This is a genomic window from Haloleucobacter ellipsoideus (assembly GCF_052491725.1).
Genome location: NZ_JBQWAR010000018.1, coordinates 339,066 through 359,488, shown reverse-complemented (window position 1 = coordinate 359,488; position 20,423 = coordinate 339,066). Strand labels below are relative to the sequence as shown.

21 protein-coding genes are annotated in these 20,423 nt (G+C 63.9%); 9 read left to right on the top strand and 12 right to left on the bottom strand.

Going from position 1 to position 20,423, the window contains the following annotated elements:
- Positions 1–3: 3 nt before the first annotated feature.
- Positions 4–843: a transporter gene (locus ACT6QG_RS08955; RefSeq protein WP_444977225.1), complete on the bottom strand. Its 840-nt coding sequence runs from the start codon at positions 841–843 to the stop codon at positions 4–6.
- A 598-nt stretch (positions 844–1,441) separates the two neighbouring features.
- On the opposite strand from ACT6QG_RS08955, the gene ACT6QG_RS08950 reads away from it, so the two are divergent.
- The 3 genes from ACT6QG_RS08950 to ACT6QG_RS08940 all read left to right on the top strand — a co-directional run bounded on the left by ACT6QG_RS08950 (position 1,442) and on the right by ACT6QG_RS08940 (position 5,368).
- Positions 1,442–3,736, top strand: coding sequence for an FdhF/YdeP family oxidoreductase (locus tag ACT6QG_RS08950; protein WP_444977224.1), 2,295 nt, complete (start codon positions 1,442–1,444; stop codon positions 3,734–3,736).
- Positions 3,733–4,047: a hypothetical protein gene (locus tag ACT6QG_RS08945; protein ID WP_444977223.1), complete on the top strand. Its 315-nt coding sequence runs from the start codon at positions 3,733–3,735 to the stop codon at positions 4,045–4,047. The genes ACT6QG_RS08950 and ACT6QG_RS08945 overlap by 4 nt, the downstream gene beginning before the upstream one ends.
- Positions 4,048–4,468: 421 nt before the next feature.
- Positions 4,469–5,368: a LysR substrate-binding domain-containing protein gene (locus tag ACT6QG_RS08940; RefSeq protein WP_444977222.1), complete on the top strand. Its 900-nt coding sequence runs from the start codon at positions 4,469–4,471 to the stop codon at positions 5,366–5,368.
- Positions 5,369–5,454: 86 nt separating this feature from the next.
- Here ACT6QG_RS08940 and ACT6QG_RS08935 read toward each other — a convergent pair whose 3' ends face one another.
- From ACT6QG_RS08935 to ACT6QG_RS08920, 4 genes are read right to left on the bottom strand one after another with little or no spacing between them, the layout of a single operon-like run.
- On the bottom strand, positions 5,455–6,174 hold the full coding sequence (locus ACT6QG_RS08935) for an SDR family NAD(P)-dependent oxidoreductase (RefSeq protein WP_444977221.1): 720 nt from the start codon (positions 6,172–6,174) through the stop codon (positions 5,455–5,457).
- Entirely contained in the window at positions 6,171–6,461 is a 291-nt protein-coding gene (catC, locus tag ACT6QG_RS08930; protein WP_444977220.1) for a muconolactone Delta-isomerase, read from the bottom strand. Before catC ends, ACT6QG_RS08935 begins: the two co-directional genes overlap by 4 nt.
- A 1-nt stretch (position 6,462) precedes the next feature.
- The gene (locus ACT6QG_RS08925) at positions 6,463–6,768 is read right to left on the bottom strand and encodes a YciI family protein (protein WP_444977219.1); all 306 of its coding nucleotides are present in this window, start codon (positions 6,766–6,768) and stop codon (positions 6,463–6,465) included.
- On the bottom strand, positions 6,768–8,093 hold the full coding sequence (locus ACT6QG_RS08920; RefSeq protein ID WP_444977218.1) for a short-chain fatty acid transporter: 1,326 nt from the start codon (positions 8,091–8,093) through the stop codon (positions 6,768–6,770). The genes ACT6QG_RS08925 and ACT6QG_RS08920 overlap by 1 nt, the downstream gene beginning before the upstream one ends.
- Before the next feature lie 94 nt (positions 8,094–8,187).
- Here ACT6QG_RS08920 and ACT6QG_RS08915 point away from each other — a divergent pair, with 94 nt between their 5' ends.
- Both ACT6QG_RS08915 and ACT6QG_RS08910 read left to right on the top strand, forming a co-directional pair.
- Positions 8,188–9,108 (top strand): 3-hydroxyacyl-CoA dehydrogenase family protein, encoded by a 921-nt coding sequence (locus tag ACT6QG_RS08915; RefSeq protein ID WP_444977217.1) that lies wholly within the window; start codon positions 8,188–8,190, stop codon positions 9,106–9,108.
- 1 nt (position 9,109) lies between these two features.
- A complete protein-coding gene (locus tag ACT6QG_RS08910) occupies positions 9,110–10,123 on the top strand; it encodes a cyclase family protein (protein WP_444977216.1) in 1,014 nt (337 codons plus the stop codon).
- Between the two features lie 89 nt (positions 10,124–10,212).
- Here ACT6QG_RS08910 and ACT6QG_RS08905 read toward each other — a convergent pair whose 3' ends face one another.
- Positions 10,213–10,971: an IclR family transcriptional regulator domain-containing protein gene (locus tag ACT6QG_RS08905; protein ID WP_444977215.1), complete on the bottom strand. Its 759-nt coding sequence runs from the start codon at positions 10,969–10,971 to the stop codon at positions 10,213–10,215.
- Between the two features lie 126 nt (positions 10,972–11,097).
- Here ACT6QG_RS08905 and ACT6QG_RS08900 point away from each other — a divergent pair, with 126 nt between their 5' ends.
- Genes ACT6QG_RS08900 through pcaD form a run of 4 tightly spaced genes read left to right on the top strand, consistent with a single transcriptional unit; the run spans position 11,098 to position 14,492 of the window.
- Positions 11,098–11,829 (top strand): 3-oxoacid CoA-transferase subunit A, encoded by a 732-nt coding sequence (locus ACT6QG_RS08900; RefSeq protein WP_444977214.1) that lies wholly within the window; start codon positions 11,098–11,100, stop codon positions 11,827–11,829.
- Positions 11,830–11,832: 3 nt separating this feature from the next.
- A complete protein-coding gene (locus tag ACT6QG_RS08895) occupies positions 11,833–12,501 on the top strand; it encodes a 3-oxoacid CoA-transferase subunit B (protein WP_444977213.1) in 669 nt (222 codons plus the stop codon).
- Between the two features lies 1 nt (position 12,502).
- A complete protein-coding gene (gene pcaF, locus ACT6QG_RS08890) occupies positions 12,503–13,702 on the top strand; it encodes a 3-oxoadipyl-CoA thiolase (RefSeq protein WP_444977212.1) in 1,200 nt (399 codons plus the stop codon).
- Between the two features lie 10 nt (positions 13,703–13,712).
- A complete protein-coding gene (gene pcaD, locus ACT6QG_RS08885) occupies positions 13,713–14,492 on the top strand; it encodes a 3-oxoadipate enol-lactonase (RefSeq protein ID WP_444977211.1) in 780 nt (259 codons plus the stop codon).
- Between the two features lie 120 nt (positions 14,493–14,612).
- Here the strand turns inward: pcaD and rpe are convergent, their stop codons facing one another.
- From rpe to ACT6QG_RS08855, 6 genes are all read right to left on the bottom strand, one after another.
- Positions 14,613–15,293: a ribulose-phosphate 3-epimerase gene (gene rpe, locus ACT6QG_RS08880; RefSeq protein ID WP_444977210.1), complete on the bottom strand. Its 681-nt coding sequence runs from the start codon at positions 15,291–15,293 to the stop codon at positions 14,613–14,615.
- Positions 15,294–15,343: 50 nt separating this feature from the next.
- Positions 15,344–16,333, bottom strand: a complete 990-nt coding sequence (locus ACT6QG_RS08875) for a class 1 fructose-bisphosphatase (protein ID WP_444977209.1) — start codon at positions 16,331–16,333, stop codon at positions 15,344–15,346.
- Positions 16,334–16,569: 236 nt separating this feature from the next.
- Positions 16,570–17,721, bottom strand: coding sequence for a hypothetical protein (locus ACT6QG_RS08870; RefSeq protein ID WP_444977208.1), 1,152 nt, complete (start codon positions 17,719–17,721; stop codon positions 16,570–16,572).
- Between the two features lie 223 nt (positions 17,722–17,944).
- Positions 17,945–18,379, bottom strand: a complete 435-nt coding sequence (locus ACT6QG_RS08865) for an HIT family protein (protein ID WP_444977207.1) — start codon at positions 18,377–18,379, stop codon at positions 17,945–17,947.
- 148 nt (positions 18,380–18,527) lie between these two features.
- Complete coding sequence (locus tag ACT6QG_RS08860) at positions 18,528–19,412, bottom strand: transglutaminase family protein (RefSeq protein ID WP_444977206.1); 885 nt, start codon at positions 19,410–19,412, stop codon at positions 18,528–18,530.
- Between the two features lie 43 nt (positions 19,413–19,455).
- The gene (locus ACT6QG_RS08855) at positions 19,456–20,406 is read right to left on the bottom strand and encodes an alpha-E domain-containing protein (protein WP_444977205.1); all 951 of its coding nucleotides are present in this window, start codon (positions 20,404–20,406) and stop codon (positions 19,456–19,458) included.
- Between the last annotated feature and the right edge of the window lie 17 nt (positions 20,407–20,423).

The window sequence follows — 20,423 nt, the reverse complement described above, 5'->3', positions numbered from 1 at the left end:
CTCTCACGGCTCCGGCCGCCACAGGGGCACGATGATATTGGCCCAGATGCTGGTTTCATAGCCGCCATAATTGCGCTGATACACATCCCGCGTGAGCTTGAGCTGGAGGGTGAAGGTCTCGAACCCATAGCCCACCAGGGCCCCCACCGCGAACTGGCTCTGCTTCCCATATGTCTCATAAGGCGAGCTGAGATCGGTTGAGCCAAAGGCTACCGCACCGATCTCAAACTTGTTGAAGGTCCGCGTGGCGGTGAGATCCACATTGAACCAGCCGGGATTGCCCTCCTCCCCCTTGCTGCCCGTTCCAATGGCGAGGGTGGAGGTGAGGTTCCAGCCATTCTGAAGATAGCTGAGCGCGGCAATGCCCTGGAAGGACAGGTCATTGGTGGCCATGGCCGCATGCACGGGCAGATAGATGCCGGCCTGGAAACCGCCATGGAATCCATGCCCCAGATCCCACTTCACCTGTGTATCGAGAAAGGGATTGCCGAAGCTGGAAGAGCCGGAACGATGCTTCTGCTGCACATCCACATAGGGCACCACGATATCGACCAGAATGCGCCCGCCGGCGATCGTATAGGGCGTGGACCAGATGAGCCATGAGGGGATGAGCGTGGTGGTATTGGTGCGCGGGGAGGTATCACGCACCCCGTAAATGGGAAAGCTGATGGAGGTGAGCCCCTCCGGGTTCGCCGCACCCAGTGCAAGGCCGGTGGTGATGCCCGGCTTCAGCTTGGAGCCCGCATGGGCATCGCGGCAGGAAAGGCCGGGCATGATGCCGGTCAAAGATGATGCAAGGATTCCGGCCAACAGAAGCATGCGATAACCAGAAACCCACAGCATCACATCTCTCCCCATCGTCACGAGAGACGGAATAATGCAGATTTCCGGCATTTATATCCATTATTTTCCACTATGATCGACATATATTCATCAATTAAGAGCATGTATTCAGAATATATTCTGGCATGAAATAAATCATCCCGCCCCAAAGCCGGAATGCCCGGAAAGAGCCGCGGGCGTGACATGCGCTCTGGAGAACATCCACGAACATATGTGCGCGGGTGGAATGGCATCGGGCCTGCCTCCTCTCCGGCAAGCCCCCCCTGCGGACCGGCGGCAGCCCCGATCCGCATCATCCTCGCGATCTGGAATTGGTCGAATGAGATATAGATAATCTCTATCGTGCCATTTGAAAGTATAATCGAGAATTTCGGACGACAACAACCGCACGATTGCGAAAATCTATTGACCTATTTCCAGTGACTGCTTGTCATGCATTTGAAGTCCGGATAGCTTTCGTCAAGAAAGGTGCAAGGCGCGCTGCCCGATAACGCAAGTTGCGAGCGGCTCCGGCAGCACATCCCGAAAACTTGCAGGACAGGAATATCCCCGCGCGCGCATGCCCGCCGGGCGATGTTCCGGCACGAGATGCTCACAGATGGCCAAGAATGATTTCATCGGAAAGAAGTCTGCGGCAGCCGGTGGCTGGGGCGCACTGAAGAGCTGCGGCAAGCGGCTTCTGGGCAGCGGGCAGCCTCTGGCCGGGGCCCGTACCCTGCTCAGCGCCAACCAGCCCGATGGTTTCGATTGCCCCGGCTGCGCCTGGGGCGACCCGGAGCACGGCTCCTCCTTCGAGTTCTGCGAGAACGGGGTGAAGGCCGTGGCCTGGGAGGCCACCGCCAAGCGGGTGACGCCGGAGTTCTTCGCCGAACATAGCGTGCGCGAGTTGCGCACATGGACCGATTACGACCTTGAGCATCAGGGCCGCCTCACCCACCCCATGCGCTATGATGCGGCCAGCGACCGCTATCTGCCTGTGGAATGGGAAACCGCCTTTGCCGAGATCGGACAGGCGCTCAATGCGCTTGAACATCCCGACCAGGCGGAGTTCTACACCTCCGGGCGCGCCAGCAATGAGGCCGCCTTTCTCTACCAGACCTTCGTGCGCCTGTTTGGCACCAACAATTTTCCCGATTGCTCGAACATGTGCCATGAGGCCAGCGGCGTGGGGCTGATCGAGGCCATCGGCATCGGCAAGGGCACCGTGCTGCTGGAGGATTTCGAGAAGGCGGACGCCATTTTCGTCTTTGGCCAGAACCCCGGCACCAACCACCCCCGCATGCTGGCGGACCTGCGCCGCGCCACCGAGCGCGGGGCCAGGGTCGTAGCCTTCAACACCCTGAAAGAAAAGGGCCTGATGCGGTTCGCGGACCCGCAGAACAAGGTGGAAATGCTGTTTGGCGGCAGCGAGCCAACCTCCACCGACTATTACCAGCCCCGCCTTGGCGGCGACATGGCAGCCGTTCGCGGCATGGCCAAGCTGGTGTTTGCGGCAGATGATGCGGCGCTGGCTGCCGGAAAGCCCTCGGTTCTGGACCATGCCTTCATTGAGGAACACTGCACCGGATTTGAGGAGTGGCGCGCTGTCGTTGAAGCCACCTCCTGGCAGCAGATCGAGGAGCAGTCCGGCCTCACACGGGCGGATCTGGAGCGCGCCACGGCCGTTTATCTCGGCGCGGACAGCGTCATCGCCACATGGGCCATGGGCATCACCCAGCATCGCCATTCGGTGCAGACCATCCGTGAAATTGCCAACTTCATGTTTCTGCGTGGCAATATCGGCCGGCCCGGTGCGGGGCTGTGCCCGGTGCGCGGCCATTCCAATGTGCAGGGCGATCGCACCATGGGCATCAATGAATGCCCCTCCCCCGGTTTTCTGGATGCCATGGAGCAGGAGCTTGGCGTGCCCATGCCGCGCACGCCCGGGCACAATGTGCTGGCCGCCATCGGCGCAATGCTGAATGGTACGGCGAAAGCCTTTATCGGGCTTGGCGGCAACTTTGCCCGCGCCACCCCGGACAGCGCCCTGATCGCGGCCGCCATGGACCGGCTGGACCTGACCGTCCATGTGGCCACCAAGCTCAATCACTCCCATCTGCTGCCCGGCAAGGCCGGCTATATCCTGCCCTGCCTCGGCCGCACCGAGATTGACCGCAATCCGCGCAATGTCCGCCAGATCGTGACGGTGGAAGACTCCATGAGCATGGTTCATGGCTCTGGCGGCATCAACCGGCCGGCCTCCCCGCTCCTGAAATCGGAAATCGGCATCATTGCCGGCATCGCCAAAGCGACCGTTGGCAGCGCAGTGGTGGACTGGGACATGCTGGCGGGGGACTATGACCTCATCCGCGAGATGATCGCCCGCGTTCTGCCGGCTTTCGAGGGGTTCAATGAACGGGTGCGCAAGCCGCGCGGTTTCTGGTTGCGCAATCCGGCTTCCGAGCGGGAGTGGAACACCCCAACAAGGCGCGCCAATTTCTCCAGCTGCCCCCTGCCGGAACGCACGGAATGGCAGCAGACACAGGATGATGAAGGGCTGTTCGTGCTCCAGACCTTCCGCTCGCACGACCAGTACAACACAACCATCTATGGCATGGATGACCGCTATCGCGGGGTTTATGGCGAAAGGCGGGTGGTCTTCATCAATCCGGCCGACATGGATCGCCTTGGCGCCCAGGCGGGGGACAGGATCGATATTGCCGGCATGGCGCAGGATGGCATCGAGCGGCTGGCCGAGGATTTCCGCCTTGTGCCTTATGACATCCCGCGCGGCTGCGTTGCCGGATATTATCCCGAGCTGAACCTGCTGGTGCCGCACGGGGCGTTTGGCGACAAGAGCTTCACGCCGACATCGAAATCCATCCTCGTCTCCTTCCGCACCCGCGCGGCATGATGGAGGCGGAACAGCAGGCCGCGCTCTGGGAGGAACAGGTCGCGCGCCTGCTGGATGGGCCACAGGCATCCGCCCTCACACCACTTTGCGCCGGCATCCTGGTGGCGCTGGATCTGGGCCTTGCGCGCGACAGCCGCACCTTTGCCCGCAGGTTCGATATTGCCCATGCGCTGGTGCTGCGTGAATGCACCATGTTGACCGAAGATCTGGGGCTCATCACCATCATCCGGCGCGATGAGCGGACCCAGCGCCTGTTCCTGGAACTCACGGAAAAGGGCCGCGCCCTGCTGGCCCCCTGCAAGAACTGCTGAACAGCTGCTGAACAGCGCAGGCTAGCCCGTCCGCTCCCTTTGCGACGACATCCCGTCGTGCCGGCCGCCCGTCCCGCCCACCCGGTGCCGGAACCGCATGCAGCCCCGAACCCCTTGAAACGGCGCAAAAGACGGCCCGCCCATATTCGGGCGGCATCGAAAAGTTCTATAATCACCCGCACCGGCATATGATAGACAGGGAAAAGACCCGTGAAGGATCCAGCAGCACGCGCATTCTTCACCCCACCTCCGGCCTGTCCGTCACACGCAAGATGACCGCCAGATAAGGATGCCTGAAGGCCCGCCCCCTTTGCCATGAGATGCCACATATTCCATCCAGAACCTTCCCGGCCGGTGCGTTCATGCCCCTGAACACGTGACCTCCTGAAGCACAGAACAGAATTTTGACGGGGAAAGCCACGTGCTGACGCTCAAACATTATGAACTGCTCGTTGTTCTCGCCGAAGAGCTGCATTTTGGTCGCGCCGCGCAGAGACTTGGCATTTCGCAGCCGCAACTCACCCACCAGCTCAAGCAGATGGAAGAGATTGTCGGCACGCTGCTCTTCAACCGCAACCGTCGCCGTGTGGAGCTGACCCGTGCAGGCAATCTGCTCTTGCCGGAAGCCAGCGGCGTGATGCGCCATGCCAAACGGGCGGAAGCCGTGGCCCTGCAGGCCGGGCATGGGCTGCTTGGGGAATTGCGGCTGGGTTATATCGGGGCTGTCACCCTCAATGGCGTGCTCACCCGGCTGCTGACGAAGTTCAGGACCCGCGCGATCAAGATCCAGCTCCAGCTCCTGCTGATGGATCTGGACCAGCAGTTTCCCGAGGTGAAGGCCGGCAATCTGGATGCCGGGCTGGTGCGCCTGCCCTATCCCGCCCTCTCACCGGATCTGGCGACCCGTACCCTCTATCATGAGAATCTCTGGATCGCCCTGCCCCGGGACCATCCCATGGCCGAGCAGGAGGATGTGGAGCTTGCGGCACTGGGCGGGGAAGATTTCATCGCCACCCACCTGCCCGCCAGCGCCGGCTTTTCGGCGGCGGTTCACACGGCCTGCACAGAGGCGGGAATAACCCCGAATGTGGTGTATCGCGCGCCACAGTTCACGGCCATCGCATCACTGGTTGAAGCCGGGCTGGGCGTGGCTGTCGTGCCGGAGGCGCTCGGGCGGGTGAGGCTGCCCGGCGTGGTGTATCGCCCGTTGCGCGACATCACCGTGCGCGCCGAAATCGCGCTGGTTTACAGGCAGGACAACCGAAGCCCGCCCCTCGATTTGCTGCTCGATTGTATCGAGGATGCGGAACCGGCAGGCTGAACCTGCGCCCGGCCTCGGCCAGCCCTCGGTTTGTCCGCCGCAAGGAAGCCCGCCCGGCGGGCGGACTTCCGGTTTTGCCAAGGCGATCAGCCCGTCGTGACCCCGCCACAGACAAACAGCGTCTGGCCTGTCACGAAACCGGCTTCCGGGGCCGCGAAGAAGGAAACGGCATTGGCCACATCCTCCGGCTTGCCCATCCGCCGCATGGGGATCTGGTCGATGATCGCGCGGGTGCGCGGGGCATCGGGCGGATTGTTGCGCCAGAAGGCATCGGTGCCGATGGGCCCGGGCGCAACGCAGTTCACCGTGATGCCGAACGGGCCCAGCTCCAGCGCCCAGGTGCGGGCCATGGCCTGCGCCGCCCCCTTGGTGGCGCTGTAGAGCGTGCGCAGCTCCTTGCCCAGCGTCACCCGGCTCGTGTTCATCACGATCCGCCCATGCCCCGCAGCCTTCATGCCCGGAATGAAGGCCTGCGCGCAGATCAGCGAGGAGCGCAGATTGATGTGGAAGAGGCGGTCGAAATCCCGCAGCTCCACATCCTCTACCGGGGCTGGCACAACGATACCCACATTGTTGACCAGACAGCTCACGCTTTCCTGCGCCGCAATGCGGGCGCAGGCTTCACGCGTGGCATCGGCATCGGACAGGTCAAGCTGGATGAAGCTGTCGGCCACGCCTTCCGGGGGCGTGGCGATGTCCATCACGATGGTGCGGAACCCGTCTGCCCGCAGGCGTGCGGTAATGGCCGCGCCAATGCCCTGCGCGCCCCCGGTAATCAGGGCGGTGCCCCGTGCCGGGCCGCTCAACGGTCATCCTCGCGGATGGAGGACGGGTGCCGGCACAGGGGAACGATGCTCACCTCCATATAGGGATAGAGCGGCAGCCCCATCAGCACCTCATGGAGATGGGCATTGTCCCGGCACTCGAAGATCGAGGTATTCTTGTAAAGACCCGCATGCCGCCACAGATGCCGCCAGATGCCCTGCCGTTGCAAATCCTGCGCATAGGCCTTTTCACGGGCCTTGATCTCGTCGGCAACATCGACCGGCATGTCCTTGGGGATCATCACGGTCATTTCGACTTGGTAGAGCATGTCAGTCTTCACCCAGAGTGTTTCGGCCATCGAGATAGGCCTTGCGCCAGCGGGTAAAGAAGACCCGCTCGAAAAGGCCGGCCCTGAAGAAGGGATCGGCCTCGATGAAAGCCTCTGCCTCCTGCCGTGTCTCAAGGGCCAGAAGGTAGAGGCCGCCGCTGGCGGCGCCCCCCTCGTCATCCAGCTTGGCGCCACAGGCCAGCAGCAGGTGCCTGTTGGCCTCCAGATAATCGAGATGCGCGGGGCGGATCTCGAGGCGCAGGGCGGCGGTGCCGGGCCTGTCATAGGTTTCAACCATCCAGGGCATCACAGAACTCCATGGCCCCAGAGCAGGATGGCGCCGAGATAGATCGCCCCCTGGTAGAACAGGATGAGCACCAGATAGCCCATGATGTCCCGCAGCTTCAGGCCAGAGATCGCCAGCGCAGGCAGCAGCCAGAAGGGCTGAACCATGTTGGTCCACTGGTCACCGAACTGCACGCCAATGGCGGTCGCGGGGATCGAGGCGCCAAGCTGGGCTGCGGCCTCCATCATCACCGGGCCCTGGATGACCCACTGTCCACCCCCGGAAGGCACGAAGATATTGATGAGACCAGCCGAGATGAACGACCACAGCGGCAGGGTTTCCGGCGAGGAGATGGAAACGAACCACCCGGCAAAGGTCACGACCAGACCGGACCCGGCGAGAATGCCGAGAATACCGGCATAGAAGGGATACTGGATGATGATGCCGCCGAGGATCTTCACGCCGTCATTGACGGCGGCAAGGAAGCGGTTCGGCGTCACGAACAGCAAGATGCCGAGGAACAGGAACAGGAAGTTCACCGAGTTCAGCGTCAGCGCCCCACCGCCCCAGAAATACTGGGCGATATAGAGCATGCCGAACAGGCCAACACCGATGCCGATGACCTTGGAATTGTTCATCCGGTCGGCAATGGTCTTGCGCTCTTCGGTCACTTCCGAGACCAGCGATTGCGCACCCGGATCAACCTCGATGATCTCCGAGGGATTCTTGGGGTGCAGCATCGCATTGAAGATGGGCATGGTGATTGCGATGAAAATGGATGTGCCCAGAACAGGAAGCGAGAAGATCGTCTCGGACAGCGGGACCAGGCCGATCGTGCCTTCCAGGAAGTGGCCGGGCGTGTTGATGAGCAGCGGAATGGAGCCGGAAAGGCCAATTCCATAAAGCGTGAAGCCCGAATAGCCGGCCGCGATCACCAGAGGATAATGAAGCCCCTTCACCTTGTGGCCCAGCTTCTGCGCGATCAGCGTGCCGATCACGAGGCCGAAACCCCAGTTCAGCCAGCTCGCAACACAGGCGATGAGCGTTGCGGCGATGATCGCGCCGCGCGGGGTGGTGACAGGCGCGATGAGCTTGTCCATCAGCCAGTTGATGGCCGGGGTCCGCGCCATGATGTAACCGGCCAGCAGAATCACCGTCATCTGCATGGTGAAGGCCAGCAGATTCCAGAAACCGTCACCCCAGTATTTCGTGGCGTCGAGGAACGCGGTGCCCTGGCTGGCCATCGCGAACAACACGGTCAGCGCCGTCAGTATGATGGCGACAACGAGTGGATCCGGCATGTACCGGCTCATTATGCGCGTAAAAAAGTGGGCAATCGCGTTCATTTTTCCTCCTCAAGCAGGCTATCCCTGCCTTATGTTGATTTGTTATCAATTCTCAAGTCTTATATTGTCAACTTATAAGTGAAGGAAAAAAGCGATGCCCAACGCAGTGGCCATCATCGGCGGCGGGGTGATGGGGCGACGGCTCACATGCCACTTCCTGCGCGCGGGCAAGCAGGTGGCCATGGTTGACCCTTCCCATCAGGCCATTGAGAATGCGAGAGAATTCCTGGCATCACAGCAGGTGGACACCGGACATCTCACCACGGCGCACAATGCCACGGAGCTGCCGGCGCACTGGCGCGACTGCCCGCTGGTGATTGAAGCTGTCCCCGAAAATCTTGATCTCAAGCGCAACATACTGGCCGGGCTGGAACACGGCTTCGGGCCGGAAACAATCATCGCCTCCAACACGTCCGGCCTCACCAGCGCCGAGATCGGCGCCGGCATGCGGCACCCGGAGCGCCTTGCCATTGCACATTTCTTCAACCCGGCGGATGTGATTCCGGCGGTCGAGGTCATCGGCAGCGCCACCATGCCCCGGGCCCGGGTGGAGAAGCTTGCGGAAATCCTGCGGCAGTCAGGCAAGATGCCTGTCATTCTTCAGGCCGAGGTACCCGGCTTCATCGCCAACCGCGTCCAGCATGCCATGATGCGCGAATGCTTCCACCTGCTGGAAACCGGGGTGGCGGATGCAGAGGCGATCGATACGGTCCTGAAATATTCCATCGGTGTGCGGCTCGCCCTCACAGGCCCCTTCCTGCAACGTGACCTGAATGGGCTGGATACGCATCTGAGCATTGCCACCTATCTCTACCCGGAACTGTCCGCCGCCAGCACCCCGCCCCGCATCCTGCAGGAGATGGCGGCGGAAGGTGCGCTCGGGCGCAAGGCGGGGCGCGGCTTCTACAGCTGGGACGAGGCGCGGGAGGCGCAGCTTCAGGCCAGCGAACGTGCCTTGGCGGATATCGTGTCGAAAAGCATGGCCCTGGATAACGGGCATGGGGAGGAAGACTGAAATGCCAGTATGGAAGCATGCGCCTGAAGGCTCGAACTGGGGCAGGTTCGGTGCTGATGATCAGCTGGGAACGCTGAATTTCATCGGCCCCGAGCAGCGCCACGCCGCAACGGCTGAAATTCGTGAAGGCATCGCCTTCTGCCTGTCCCTGCCGCTGGATATTCCCGGCACGGTGCGGCTCAATCCGCGCCGCCATCCCCCCCGCCTGCAGCCGACCTTTCTGGGCGAAACCCCCTATATCAATTATCCGCTGCAGAATGTGGACCCGATACTGAGGGATGTCCTCTCCGACGATCAGGTCCTGCTCTCCACCCAGTATTCCACCCAGTGGGATTCGCTGGCCCATGTTGGCGCGATGTTTGATGCCGATGGAGATGGGGTCGCCGAGGCGGTCTATTATAATGGCCACCGCGCGGACAGGGATGTTCTGGGACAGGAGCCCGGCAGCCCGCACGGCTCATATGCCCGCAGGCTCTCCGTGGAAATCATGGCGCAGAGCGCCGTACAGGGGCGCGGGGTTCTGGTGGATCTGGTCCGCGCCTTCGGGCATGGGCGCAAGATCGTGACGCTCGACGATCTGCTCCAGGCCATTGCCGCCCAAAATGTGGATGTGCGCGAGGGCGATATCCTCATGCTGCGCACGGGCTATGCCGAAGCCCTTTGGGACATGCAGGACAACCCCGACCCGGAACTGCTCGACAGGACCGGCGCGGTGCTGGATGGCACCGATGAGGCGCTGCGCAACTGGATCGGCGAAAGTCGCATCGCGGCTATTGCGGCGGACAATTACGCCGTGGAAAATCCTCACGCGGACCCGCATGCCTGCTGCCTGCGCCTGCCGCTGCACCACCATTGCCTGTTCAAGCTGGGGCTGCCTCTGGCGGAGCTGTGGTATCTGCGCGATCTGGCCGAGGCCCTTCAGGCGCGCGGGCGGCATGCTGTTTTCCTCACGGCCCCGCCCCTGCGCCTTCCCGGCGCCATCGGCTCGCCCGTTACCCCTGTCGCAACCATCTGAATAGAGCGGGCGCTTTCCGGTTCAGCCGGCGGAGAGCGCCCGGCAGAGGCCGGGCACATCTGCCCGCTGCCCCTGCGAGCCCGGATGTTTCAGCGGAGCATGCCCCGCAGTTCCGCCTGCACGGCCAGCAAGGCCGGCAGATAGTCCTTCACCAGAGCCTCCGGCGGAATGCTGGCCGATACGCCGACATTCATCGCCGCCACCACCGCACCGCGCGCATTGTAAAGCGGCACCGCCACAGAGCGCAGGCCGATCTCCACCTCCTGATCGATGATCGCATGCCCCTGCGCACGGATCCGCGCCAGTTCAGCCATCAGGGCTTCGGGACTGGTGAGGGTGTGCGGCGTGCGGGCCGGCAGGGGGGCGGATGACAGCAGGACCCCGGCCTCCGCCTCCGGCAGCGCGGCCAGCAGCACGCGCCCGAGGGAGGTGCAGTAGGCCGGCAGACGCGAGCCGGGATTGAGCGCGATCGACATCACCCGTTTTTGGGCAGCGCGGGCGATATAGACGATCTCCGCCCCATCCAGCACCGAAACGGACGAGCTTTGCCCGATCCCTTCCGAGAGCCTGTCGAGAAAGGGCTGCACGATCTGCGGCATCGGCATGGTGGCGAGGCAGGCGGTGCCAAGGCGCAGCACTCTGGGCGTGAGGGTGAAGAACTTCCCGTCCCAATCGGCATAGCCATGATGGGCCAGCGTGAGCAGGCACCGCCGCGCCGTCGCCCGGTCCAGCCCCGAGGCGGCCGCCACTTCCGTGATGGACTGGCGCGGGCGCTCGGTGGTGAAGGTCTCGATCACGGCCAGCCCCTTGGCCAGCCCGCCCATGATGTCGCGCTCGGAAATCAGCATGCCCCGCTCCTTTTGTGCGATATGTAAACAAATGCTCCATATCGCACAAGATCCATGGACGACCCCTGCCGACGCTGGGTAAGCCTTGGCTGCGGCCTGGCCCTGTCCGGCCGGAGGGAGATTCTCATGGAGAAAACGGTTTCCGATCTGGCCACCGCCGTGGCCGGGATCGAGGATGGCATGACCGTGATGATCGGCGGCTTTGGTGGCGCCGGCTCGCCAATCGAGCTGATCCACGCTCTGATTGATCGCTTTCACGCCACGGGGCACCCCCGCAATCTGGTGGTGGTGAACAATAATGCCGGAAACGGCCATGTCGGCCTTGCAGCGCTGATCGAGGCGGGCATGGTGCGCAAGCTCATCTGCTCCTTCCCGCGCTCGGCTGATCCGGTGGTGTTCACCGAACTGTATCTGGCCGGCAAGATCGAGCTGGAACTGGTGCCGCAGGGCACGCTGGCCGAACGCATTCGCGCCGGCGGGGCAGGCATTCCGGCCTTCTACACCCCCACATCCTATGGAACGGACCTTGCCCGGGGCAAAAAGGTCGAGGAATTCGAAGGCCGCCCCTATGTGCAGGAGCGCTGGCTGAAGGCCGATGTGGCCCTGGTGAAGGCCGAGCTGGCCGATACGATGGGCAACCTCACCTACAACAAGGCCGCGCGGAACTTCAATCCGATCATGTGCATGGCCGCCGCCGAGACCATCGTGCAGGCGCGCCGCATCGTGCCGGCTGGCGAAATCGACCCGGAGATCGTCATCACCCCCGGCATTTTCGTGCGGAAGGTCGTCGAGGTTCCCACCCCCCATCAGGAGGAAGACCTCAACCTCGCCAAAGCCGCCTACCCGCTGGAGGCATGAGACATGCAGAAGCTCTCGAACAACCAGATCGCCTGGCGCGCCGCGCAGGACATCGCAGACGGCTCCTATGTCAATCTCGGCATCGGCTTTCCCGAAAAGGTCGCGCAGTACCACCCCGAGGGGCGCGTGGCGATTTTCCATACCGAGAATGGCATCCTGAATTTCGGTGAAAGCCCCGCAAAGGGCGAGGAGGACTGGGATCTCATCAATGCCGGCAAGAAAGCTGTCACGCTGAAGCCGGGCGCCGCCTTCTTCCACCATGCCGACAGTTTCGCCATGGTCCGCGGCGGCCATCTCGATGTGGCGATCCTCGGCGCCTATGAAGTGGCGGAAAACGGGGATCTGGCCAACTGGTCAACCGGGCCGAAGGGCGTTCCGGCCGTTGGCGGGGCCATGGATCTGGTGCACGGGGCCAAACGGGTGGCCGTGATCACCGATCATGTCACGAGGGATGGCAAGCCCAAGCTGGTGAAGCGCTGCACCCTGCCCCTGACCGGGGTGGCCTGCATCACCCGTGTCTACAGCTCGCTCGCGGTTCTCGACATTGAAGGCGGCCGTTTCGTGCTGCGCGAGAAGCTGCCCTCCATCAGCCTTGAAGAACTCCAGTCCCTGACCGGAGCCGAGCTGGTGGTCCCCGAAACCGTTCTCGATCTCATCGTGCCGGAGCTTTGACATGCAGGATGTTTACATCTGCGACTATATCCGCACCCCCATCGGCCGTTATGGCGGGGCGCTTTCTTCCGTGCGGAGCGATGATCTGGGCGCGGTGCCCCTGCGCGCGTTGATGGCGCGCCATGGCGGCATCGACTGGGAGGCGGTTGATGATGTCATCTTCGGCTGCGCCAATCAGGCAGGAGAGGACAACCGCAATGTGGCGCGCATGTCCGCCCTGCTGGCCGGGCTGCCGATCGCCGTGCCGGGCACCACCATCAACCGGCTGTGCGGCTCGGGAATGGATGCCGTCATCACCGCGGCCCGCGCCATCCGTTCCGGCGAGGGGGCGCTTTATATTGCGGGCGGCGTGGAAAGCATGTCGCGCGCGCCCTTCGTGATGCCGAAGGCGGGCAGCGCCTTCTCGCGCAATGCGGAGATTTACGACACCACCATTGGCTGGCGGTTCGTGAACCCGAAAATGGAAGCGCTGCATGGCGTCGATTCCATGCCGCAGACGGGCCAGAATGTCGCCGATGATTACAGCATCCCGCGTGAGGCGCAGGATGCCATGGCGCTGGCCAGCCAGAACAAGGCGGCAGCGGCGCAGGCCAATGGACGACTGGCCCGCGAGATCACCCCTGTCACCATTCCCCAGCGCAAGGGCGATGCGCTGACCGTCGATCGCGATGAGCATCCGCGCGCCACCACGGCCGCGGCTCTGGCCCAGCTCCGCCCCCTGTTTGCGGGGGGCTCCGTCACCGCCGGCAATGCTTCCGGTGTCAATGATGGCGCAGCCGCGCTCATCCTCGCCTCGGCACAGGCCGCGGCCAAATATGGACTGACACCCATCGCCCGTGTTCTGGGCGGGGCGAGCGCCGGGGTGCCGCCGCGCATCATGGGCATTGGCCCGGCCCCCGCCAGCCAGAAGCTCATGGCCCGCCTCGGGCTGGGTGAGGCCGATTTCGACGTGATCGAGCTGAATGAGGCTTTCGCCGCGCAGGGCCTCGCCACCTTGCGCCAGCTTGGCATCAGGGATGATGACCCGCGGGTGAACCCGAATGGCGGCGCCATCGCGCTGGGTCACCCTCTTGGCATGTCTGGCGCGCGCATTACCGGGACGGCGGCGCTGGAGCTGCATCTCAATGGGGGGCGACGCTCCCTTTCCACCATGTGCATTGGTGTGGGCCAGGGCATTGCCGTGGCGCTGGAACGGGTTTGAGGAGTTTGTGATGCCAGCATTGCTTCGCCCCTGGGGCGCCCTGCATTACCGGATCGACGGCAAGGCCGATGGGCCGACTGTCGTTTTCGCCAATTCCCTCGGCACCGACCTGCATCTGTGGGACGAGGTGGTCGCCCGTCTTCCCGACATGCGCGCCATCAGGTTCGACAAGTCCGGCCACGGGCTTTCAGACCTGTGCCCCACCCCCGGCATGGAGGACTATGTGGGGGATGCCGCCGCGCTGATGGAAGCCGAGGCCAAGGGCCCGGTGGTGTTTGTCGGCCTGTCCATCGGCGGCATGATCGCGCAGGCCCTTGCCGCCCGCCGGCCGGATCTGGTGCGCGGGCTGGTTCTGTCCAATACCGCCCCCAGAATGGGCACGGCGGAAAGCTGGGCCGAGCGGATCGAGGCCGTGCGCCATGCCGGCACCGCCTCCATTGCCGATGCCGTGATGGAGCGCTGGTTTGCCCCGGTCTTCCACGGCAGGCCGGAACTCGCCTTGTGGCGCAACATGCTCGCGCGCAGTGACGATGCCGGTTACATCGCCGCCTGCGAGGTGCTCGCGGCAACGGATCTGGCCGAAAGCACAGCCCGGCTCGATCTGCCCGTGATGGTGATTGCCGGCGCGCAGGATGGAGCTTCCCCGCCTGATCTGGTCGCCGCGCTTGCCCGCACGATCCGCGGGGCGCAACTCCATGTCCTGCCGGATGTGGGCCACCTTCCGCCCGTGGAAGCGCCCGAGGCGATGGCGCAATTGCTGCGGAATTTCGTGGGCGCACTGCCCGCATAAGGCCGCGCGGCTTCTGCTCAGGCTTGCAAAAACAGACTGGCGGCAAGGTCCGGGACCATGCCGCCAGTCAGGATCAGGGCTCCGGCATCCATCTTGCCGGGCAGATGGGCGGGCCGGAATTCAGGCCACCAGCCCCATGGCATTGGCCGCCGAGGTGCGGATGGCGGAGATATTGGCGCGATAGCCCTCGATGCCACCCTTGAACACGGCGGAACCCGCCACCAGCACATCCGCCCCCGCCCGCGCGCACAGGGCCGCAGTTTCCGGGTTCACGCCGCCATCGACTTCAAGACGAATGTCGCGGCCGCGGATCATGTCGCGGATCCGCTCGATCTTGGGCAGCACGGCGGGAATGAAGCTCTGCCCGCCAAAGCCGGGATTGACGCTCATCACCAGCACAAGGTCCACCTTGTCGAGCACATATTCCAGCACGTTTTCAGGCGTTGCCGGATTGAGCGCCACACCGGCCTTCTTGCCCAGGCCACGGATGACCTGAAGGCAGCGGTCCAGATGCTGGGTCGCTTCCGGATGCACGGTGATGATGTCCGCGCCCGCCTTGGCGAAAGCCTCCAGATAGGGCTCCACCGGCGAAATCATCAGATGCACGTCAAACACCTTGCCGGTGTGCGGGCGCAGCGCGCGGATGATATCCGGCCCGAAGGTGAGGTTCGGCACGAAATGGCCGTCCATCACATCCAGATGGATGTAATCGGCGCCAGCGGCGGTGATATCGCGCACTTCCTCGCCGAGACGGGCGAAATCGCTGGCGAGCATGGAAGGGGCAATCAGCGGCGTGGTCATGGCAGCTTCCCGGCTGTGTGAACGGAGCGCAGGGCCCCGCCCGGACAAGTTCAGTAATAGGAGGCGATCTTCTCGACCTCGCCCTTCGAGCCGAACACCAGCGGAATGCGCTGGTGAATATGGTGGGGCGTGATGTCCAGAATGCGGGTCTTGCCATCGGTCGCTCCGCCACCGGCCTGCTCGGTCAGCATGGCGATGGGGAAGGCTTCATAGATCAGGCGCAGGCGGCCATTCTCATAGCCCTTGCGCTTGTCGGAGGAATACACATACACGCCGCCACGGGTGAAGATGCGGAAGGCATCCGCCACCATGGAGCCGACCCAGCGCATGTTGAAATCCTTGCCGCGCGGGCCTTCCTTGCCGGCGAGGCAATCCTTGATCCAGCCGCTCATGGCCTCGTCCCAATGGCGCATATTGGACTGGTTGACGCCATATTCCCTGGTCTCGACCGGAATTTCCACCTGGTCGCGCGCCATGATGAATTCCGAGCTTTCACGGTCATAGACGAACACCTGCGTGCCATTGCCGAGCGAGGACACCAGAATGGTGGCCGGGCCATAGGCCAGGAAGCCGGCGGCAAGCTGGTTGGTGCCGGGCTTCATCACCGCCGCGTTCGGGTTGTCCCGGTCCGCCTCGGTGAAGGGCAGGATGGAATAGATGGTGCCGACCGAAACATTGGTGTCGATATTGGAGGAGCCGTCCAGCGGGTCCACGGCCACCACGAGCTGGCCCTTGGGATTGAGGGCGATGAGATCCTCACTCTCCTCGGAGGCGAGATAGGCCACGGGGGCCTCACGCAAGGCGGCGCAGATGGCCTCCTCGGCGATCACGTCCAGCTCCTTCTGGGTATCGCCGCCGCCATTGGGATCGGAACCATGAATGCGGGCGAGCCCCTCTTCCAGCGGGCCACGGGCCACCAGATCCGCAATGCCCACACCGGTGCCGGCAATGGTGCGCACCGTGCTGGCGATCGCAGCCTTTTCCGGGTCCGAACCTGCCCAATGGTCGAGGAACGCCTGAAGGGTCACGATCTGGCTCACCACGTGAAATCTCCTGTTCATGGCCGGCATGAAGGCCGGATCTCGCGCACCGCCGACATTTCAGCACAGTGCGCCCGCAACGGATAGCAACGACATGCAATGGCGGAACGATTCCAGCCAGCGCAGCCCGGCTCCTTATGGCCCAAGCCTGCTGTAACGGCAAAAGAATTGGCGCGGGTTCCGGCGGATCTCAACCAGGTGTGACCGGCAAGCCGCCCCGCTCACTCTCGCACCTGTCACGCCCGCCCCTCATCTCCGGCCTGCCCCAGAAGGGCCTGAAGGGGCATCACCGCCTCCATCAGCCGGGCCTGCGCCTGCCCGGCGCTGTCATCGCGGACATGCACGGTGGCGACAATCGTGCCCGCGGCCACCGCTGTTCCGGCTGGCAACACATCGCGCACCAGCGCGGACGGGGGCAGTTTCGGCATGGTCATGTCCTGACCAGCCCGCAGGCTGGCCACCGCCCGCACCCCGACGGATGCGGGAAGGCCCGGCGGCATCTGCCCGCCACAGGCCGCAAGATGCAGCGCCAGAAGCGGCGGCAGGGGCGCCGTGTCAAACAAATCGAGACTGTCATCCGGGTGCGGGGTGACCCCCAGCACGAACCAGCGCGCGCCATCCACGATGATCCGCACACTCACCAGACCCACCAGCCCGCAGGCCAGCGCGATATTCTGCGCGCCGGTGAAAATGGGCTCCCGCAGGCTCTCCGGCAGGTCCACCGGCCCGATCCGCCCATCCAGATGGAAGCGCCCTGCCGCATCCGGGTCGAGCGCCGCATGTTTCACCGCACCGAGCGGAAGGCAGCCATGCCCATTGGCCAGCAGAAGAACGGAGAAGGTTTCCCCCGGAACCGCACGCTGGAGATAATGGCCGGGCGCGGGCGCGCTCAGGTCCGTGTCCATCCGCCGGCAGAGCGCGCCGCCCCCGCTGCTGCCGATGCGCTTTTCCAGCACCACCGCACCCGAAAAGAGTTCCGGCGCGGGGGCCTCAAGGCTCACTGTGGGGAAAGACAGGCCCAGATGCCCGCAAAGGGCGTGCAGGGCCAGCGGATCCTTGAGCACGCGCACCGTGGTCGGCGTATTGCCCAGAACCGGATTGCGGGCAGCGAGCTGGGACAGAATGTCGGGCGCACCGTCCAGCCCCTCGCCCAGAATGAGCGGCAGGCCGGCGGGCACATCCCGCTCCAGCGCCTGGAACAGGGCGCCCCCATCAAAACCGGCTTTCCCGCCCGGAGCAGAGGCGACACGCACATGGCGCACCTCTCCCTTGCCATCAGGAAGGTTTTCCAGCCCCGGCCGCAGATCCAGCGCCAGCGCGGAAAGACCTGCACGCCTTGCACTGGTGGCCAGCGGGCGGACACAAAGAGCGAGAAGCGCGAGATCCATATCCCCTCAATTCATATCGGCTCAGGGCCTGCCCGGCCAAATGGCAACCCGGGAACATGGCCTGATTTCAGCGCGGCGAGGACGGGCCCGCAGCCCAGTCCGGCCTTCATAGGCCGCGCCCTGCCCCGGCGCAATGGAACGGGACAGGTGGAGCGTGGTATCCGGCGCGGGAAACCGGGCGGCTTCAGGCCACCCGGCATGGACCCGCCGCGGCAGATCCCCTTCAGCCTTCGAGTGCGGCGCGCAGGCGGGCGGCATGCTCGGCCAGCACCTCCTGCGTTTCCATCTCGCTGGCGGGGGCCTTCATCACAACGCCGGTATGGCGGGGAATCACATGCACGTGCAGGTGGAACACCTCCTGCCCGCCGGCGCGCTCATTGGCCTGGAGGATGGTGATGCCTTCCGCATCGAACGCCTTCACCGCCGCATTGGACACAAGCTGGGTGATCCTGGCGACATGGGCGAGGTCATCCGGCTGGATATCGAAGATATTGCGGGCGGGTGCCTTTGGAATAACAAGGGCGTGGCCGGGGGTGCGGGGAAACAGGTCCAGGAAAACCAGCGCCTTGTCATCCTCATAGACCTTGTGGGCGGGCAGCTCCCCGCGCAGGATCTTGGCGAAGATGTTGTCATTCTCATAGGCGGGCCGGGTGCTCATGGTGCGTCTGCGCTCCTGCTAGATGGTGCACAGGAGAATGCAGTGCTACCCGCCGCGGTCAAGGGGGCAGAAGAGATGAACCGCCTGCCGGACACTTTGCCGCCCGCCGGCTCCCTCCACTTCATGGCAAAAACCGCCCGGCAGGGCCTCAGCTTTGCTGCTGGCTCTGGGCCTGCTGCATGCCCCCGGCCCCGGGATTGATGACCGGCGGATTGCTGGCGGGCGGATTGCGCGCCGGACCATTGCGCAGGAGGCGACCGGTGCGCACGCTGATCTCCTCCTTCAGCCCGGTGCCGCTGGTGCGCAGCGGGGCAACGCCCAGCGCATCCAGCCCCACGGCAAGGCGCACATGGTTCTCCGTCGCGCACAGCTTCTGGCCGCAATCAAAGGCGATCCAGCCCACATCGGTCACATGGGCCTCCGCCCAGTGGCGCACATTGCCGGCCTCCTCGGTGGCGAAATAGCCGGAGACATGGCGCGCCGGCAGCCCCAGATAGCGGGCCAGCGTGGTGAACAGATGGGTGATGCTGCCGGAACAGGCCGCCCCCTTCCTGAGAACCTCCCCGGCGGAGATGGTATCTCCATTGGGCGTGTCCGGCCGCTCTTTCACCGCCTCATGCACGGCCTGCATCAGCGCATGGAGATGATTGAGCGGGTCGGCATCGCGCGGCACGCCTTGCGCGAAGGCCACCACATTTGGCTCCGGCAGGGTCAGTTCCGTCGTGCGCAGATACAACGCGGGCGGAAAGCGCTCCACCGTTCCACGCACGATGCCGGCGCTGTCCTGCGTTTCCACCTCCCCCTCGGCGATGATGGTGACACTGTCGGCCGGCCCCTCCACGGAGAAGCTGTGGCAGCAGTTGCCGAAGGCATCCTCCTGGGCATGCAGGCAGGCATCGCCATCCACGTCCAGCGTCCAGCGCTGGATGAACTGGCCCTCATGCGGCCGCGGGGTAAGGCGGACGATGGCAGCCATGTTGCGGCTGCCGGGTTCGAAATTCTGCGAGATTTCGTGACGGATGCGGATACGCATGGCTACAGCCCCCCGGACAGGAAACAGGACGAAACGCGCGGGATCAGGTCAGATACTGCTCGGTGATGGCATGCCCCACCTTGTTGTTGTCGCCGATGAAATCCGTGATGAATTCATGCAGGCCATTCTGGAACACATCCTCGATCTCGCAATTGCTCAGGCGGGCGAGAATGGAGCGGGCATAACGCTGGGATGGCCCCTGACGGCCATAAGCCCCCGCGATTTCATCCAGATGCCGGGTCAGGCTGTCATAGCAGGAGGCCAGGGAGCGTGGCATCTGCCGGTTCAGGATGAGCAGGTCCGCCACCAGCCAGGGCTTCACGCTGTCGCGATACACCCAGTGAAAGGCCGTGTGCGCCGAAACGGACCGCAGGATGGAGGACCACTGGAAATAATCCAGCGGACCGCCCACCCGCTCCTTTTCCGGCAGGAGCACATGGTATTTCACATCCAGAATGCGGGCGGTGTTGTCGGCGCGCTCGATCTGCACGCCGGAGCGGGCAAACCAGTAGCCATCATTGCGCAGCATGGTGCGGAAGGTCGCGCCATCGAAATGCAGGGATGTTTCCTTCACGAAGGCCAGAAAGCGCGACAGCTCCTCCCGCGTCATCGCCCGGTTGGGAAAATGATGCAGCTCGATCCAGGCCGAGTTGATGACATCCCACATCTCGCTGGTCAGCGCCGTGCGCACGGAGCGCGCATTGGTGCGGGCCAGCTCGAAGCAGTTGCGGATGGAGGCCGGGTTCTCCGGGGCGAAGGCAAGGAAGGAGACGACATTCTCCTCGCTTGCATCCTCCAGCGGGCCATGGCGCTTGATGAACAGATCCGCGCAACCCGCGGTGAGCACGGCCGAACCCCACTCATTGGCCGAGCCCCCCTGCGAAACCGGGGTATAGGCCAGACGCTGGGCCACATCCAGAATGCGGGCCAGGCAGTCGGCGCGTTCAACATAGCGGGCGAGCCAGTACAGATTATCAGCAGTGCGGGACAGCATGAGGCAACCCATCTTCA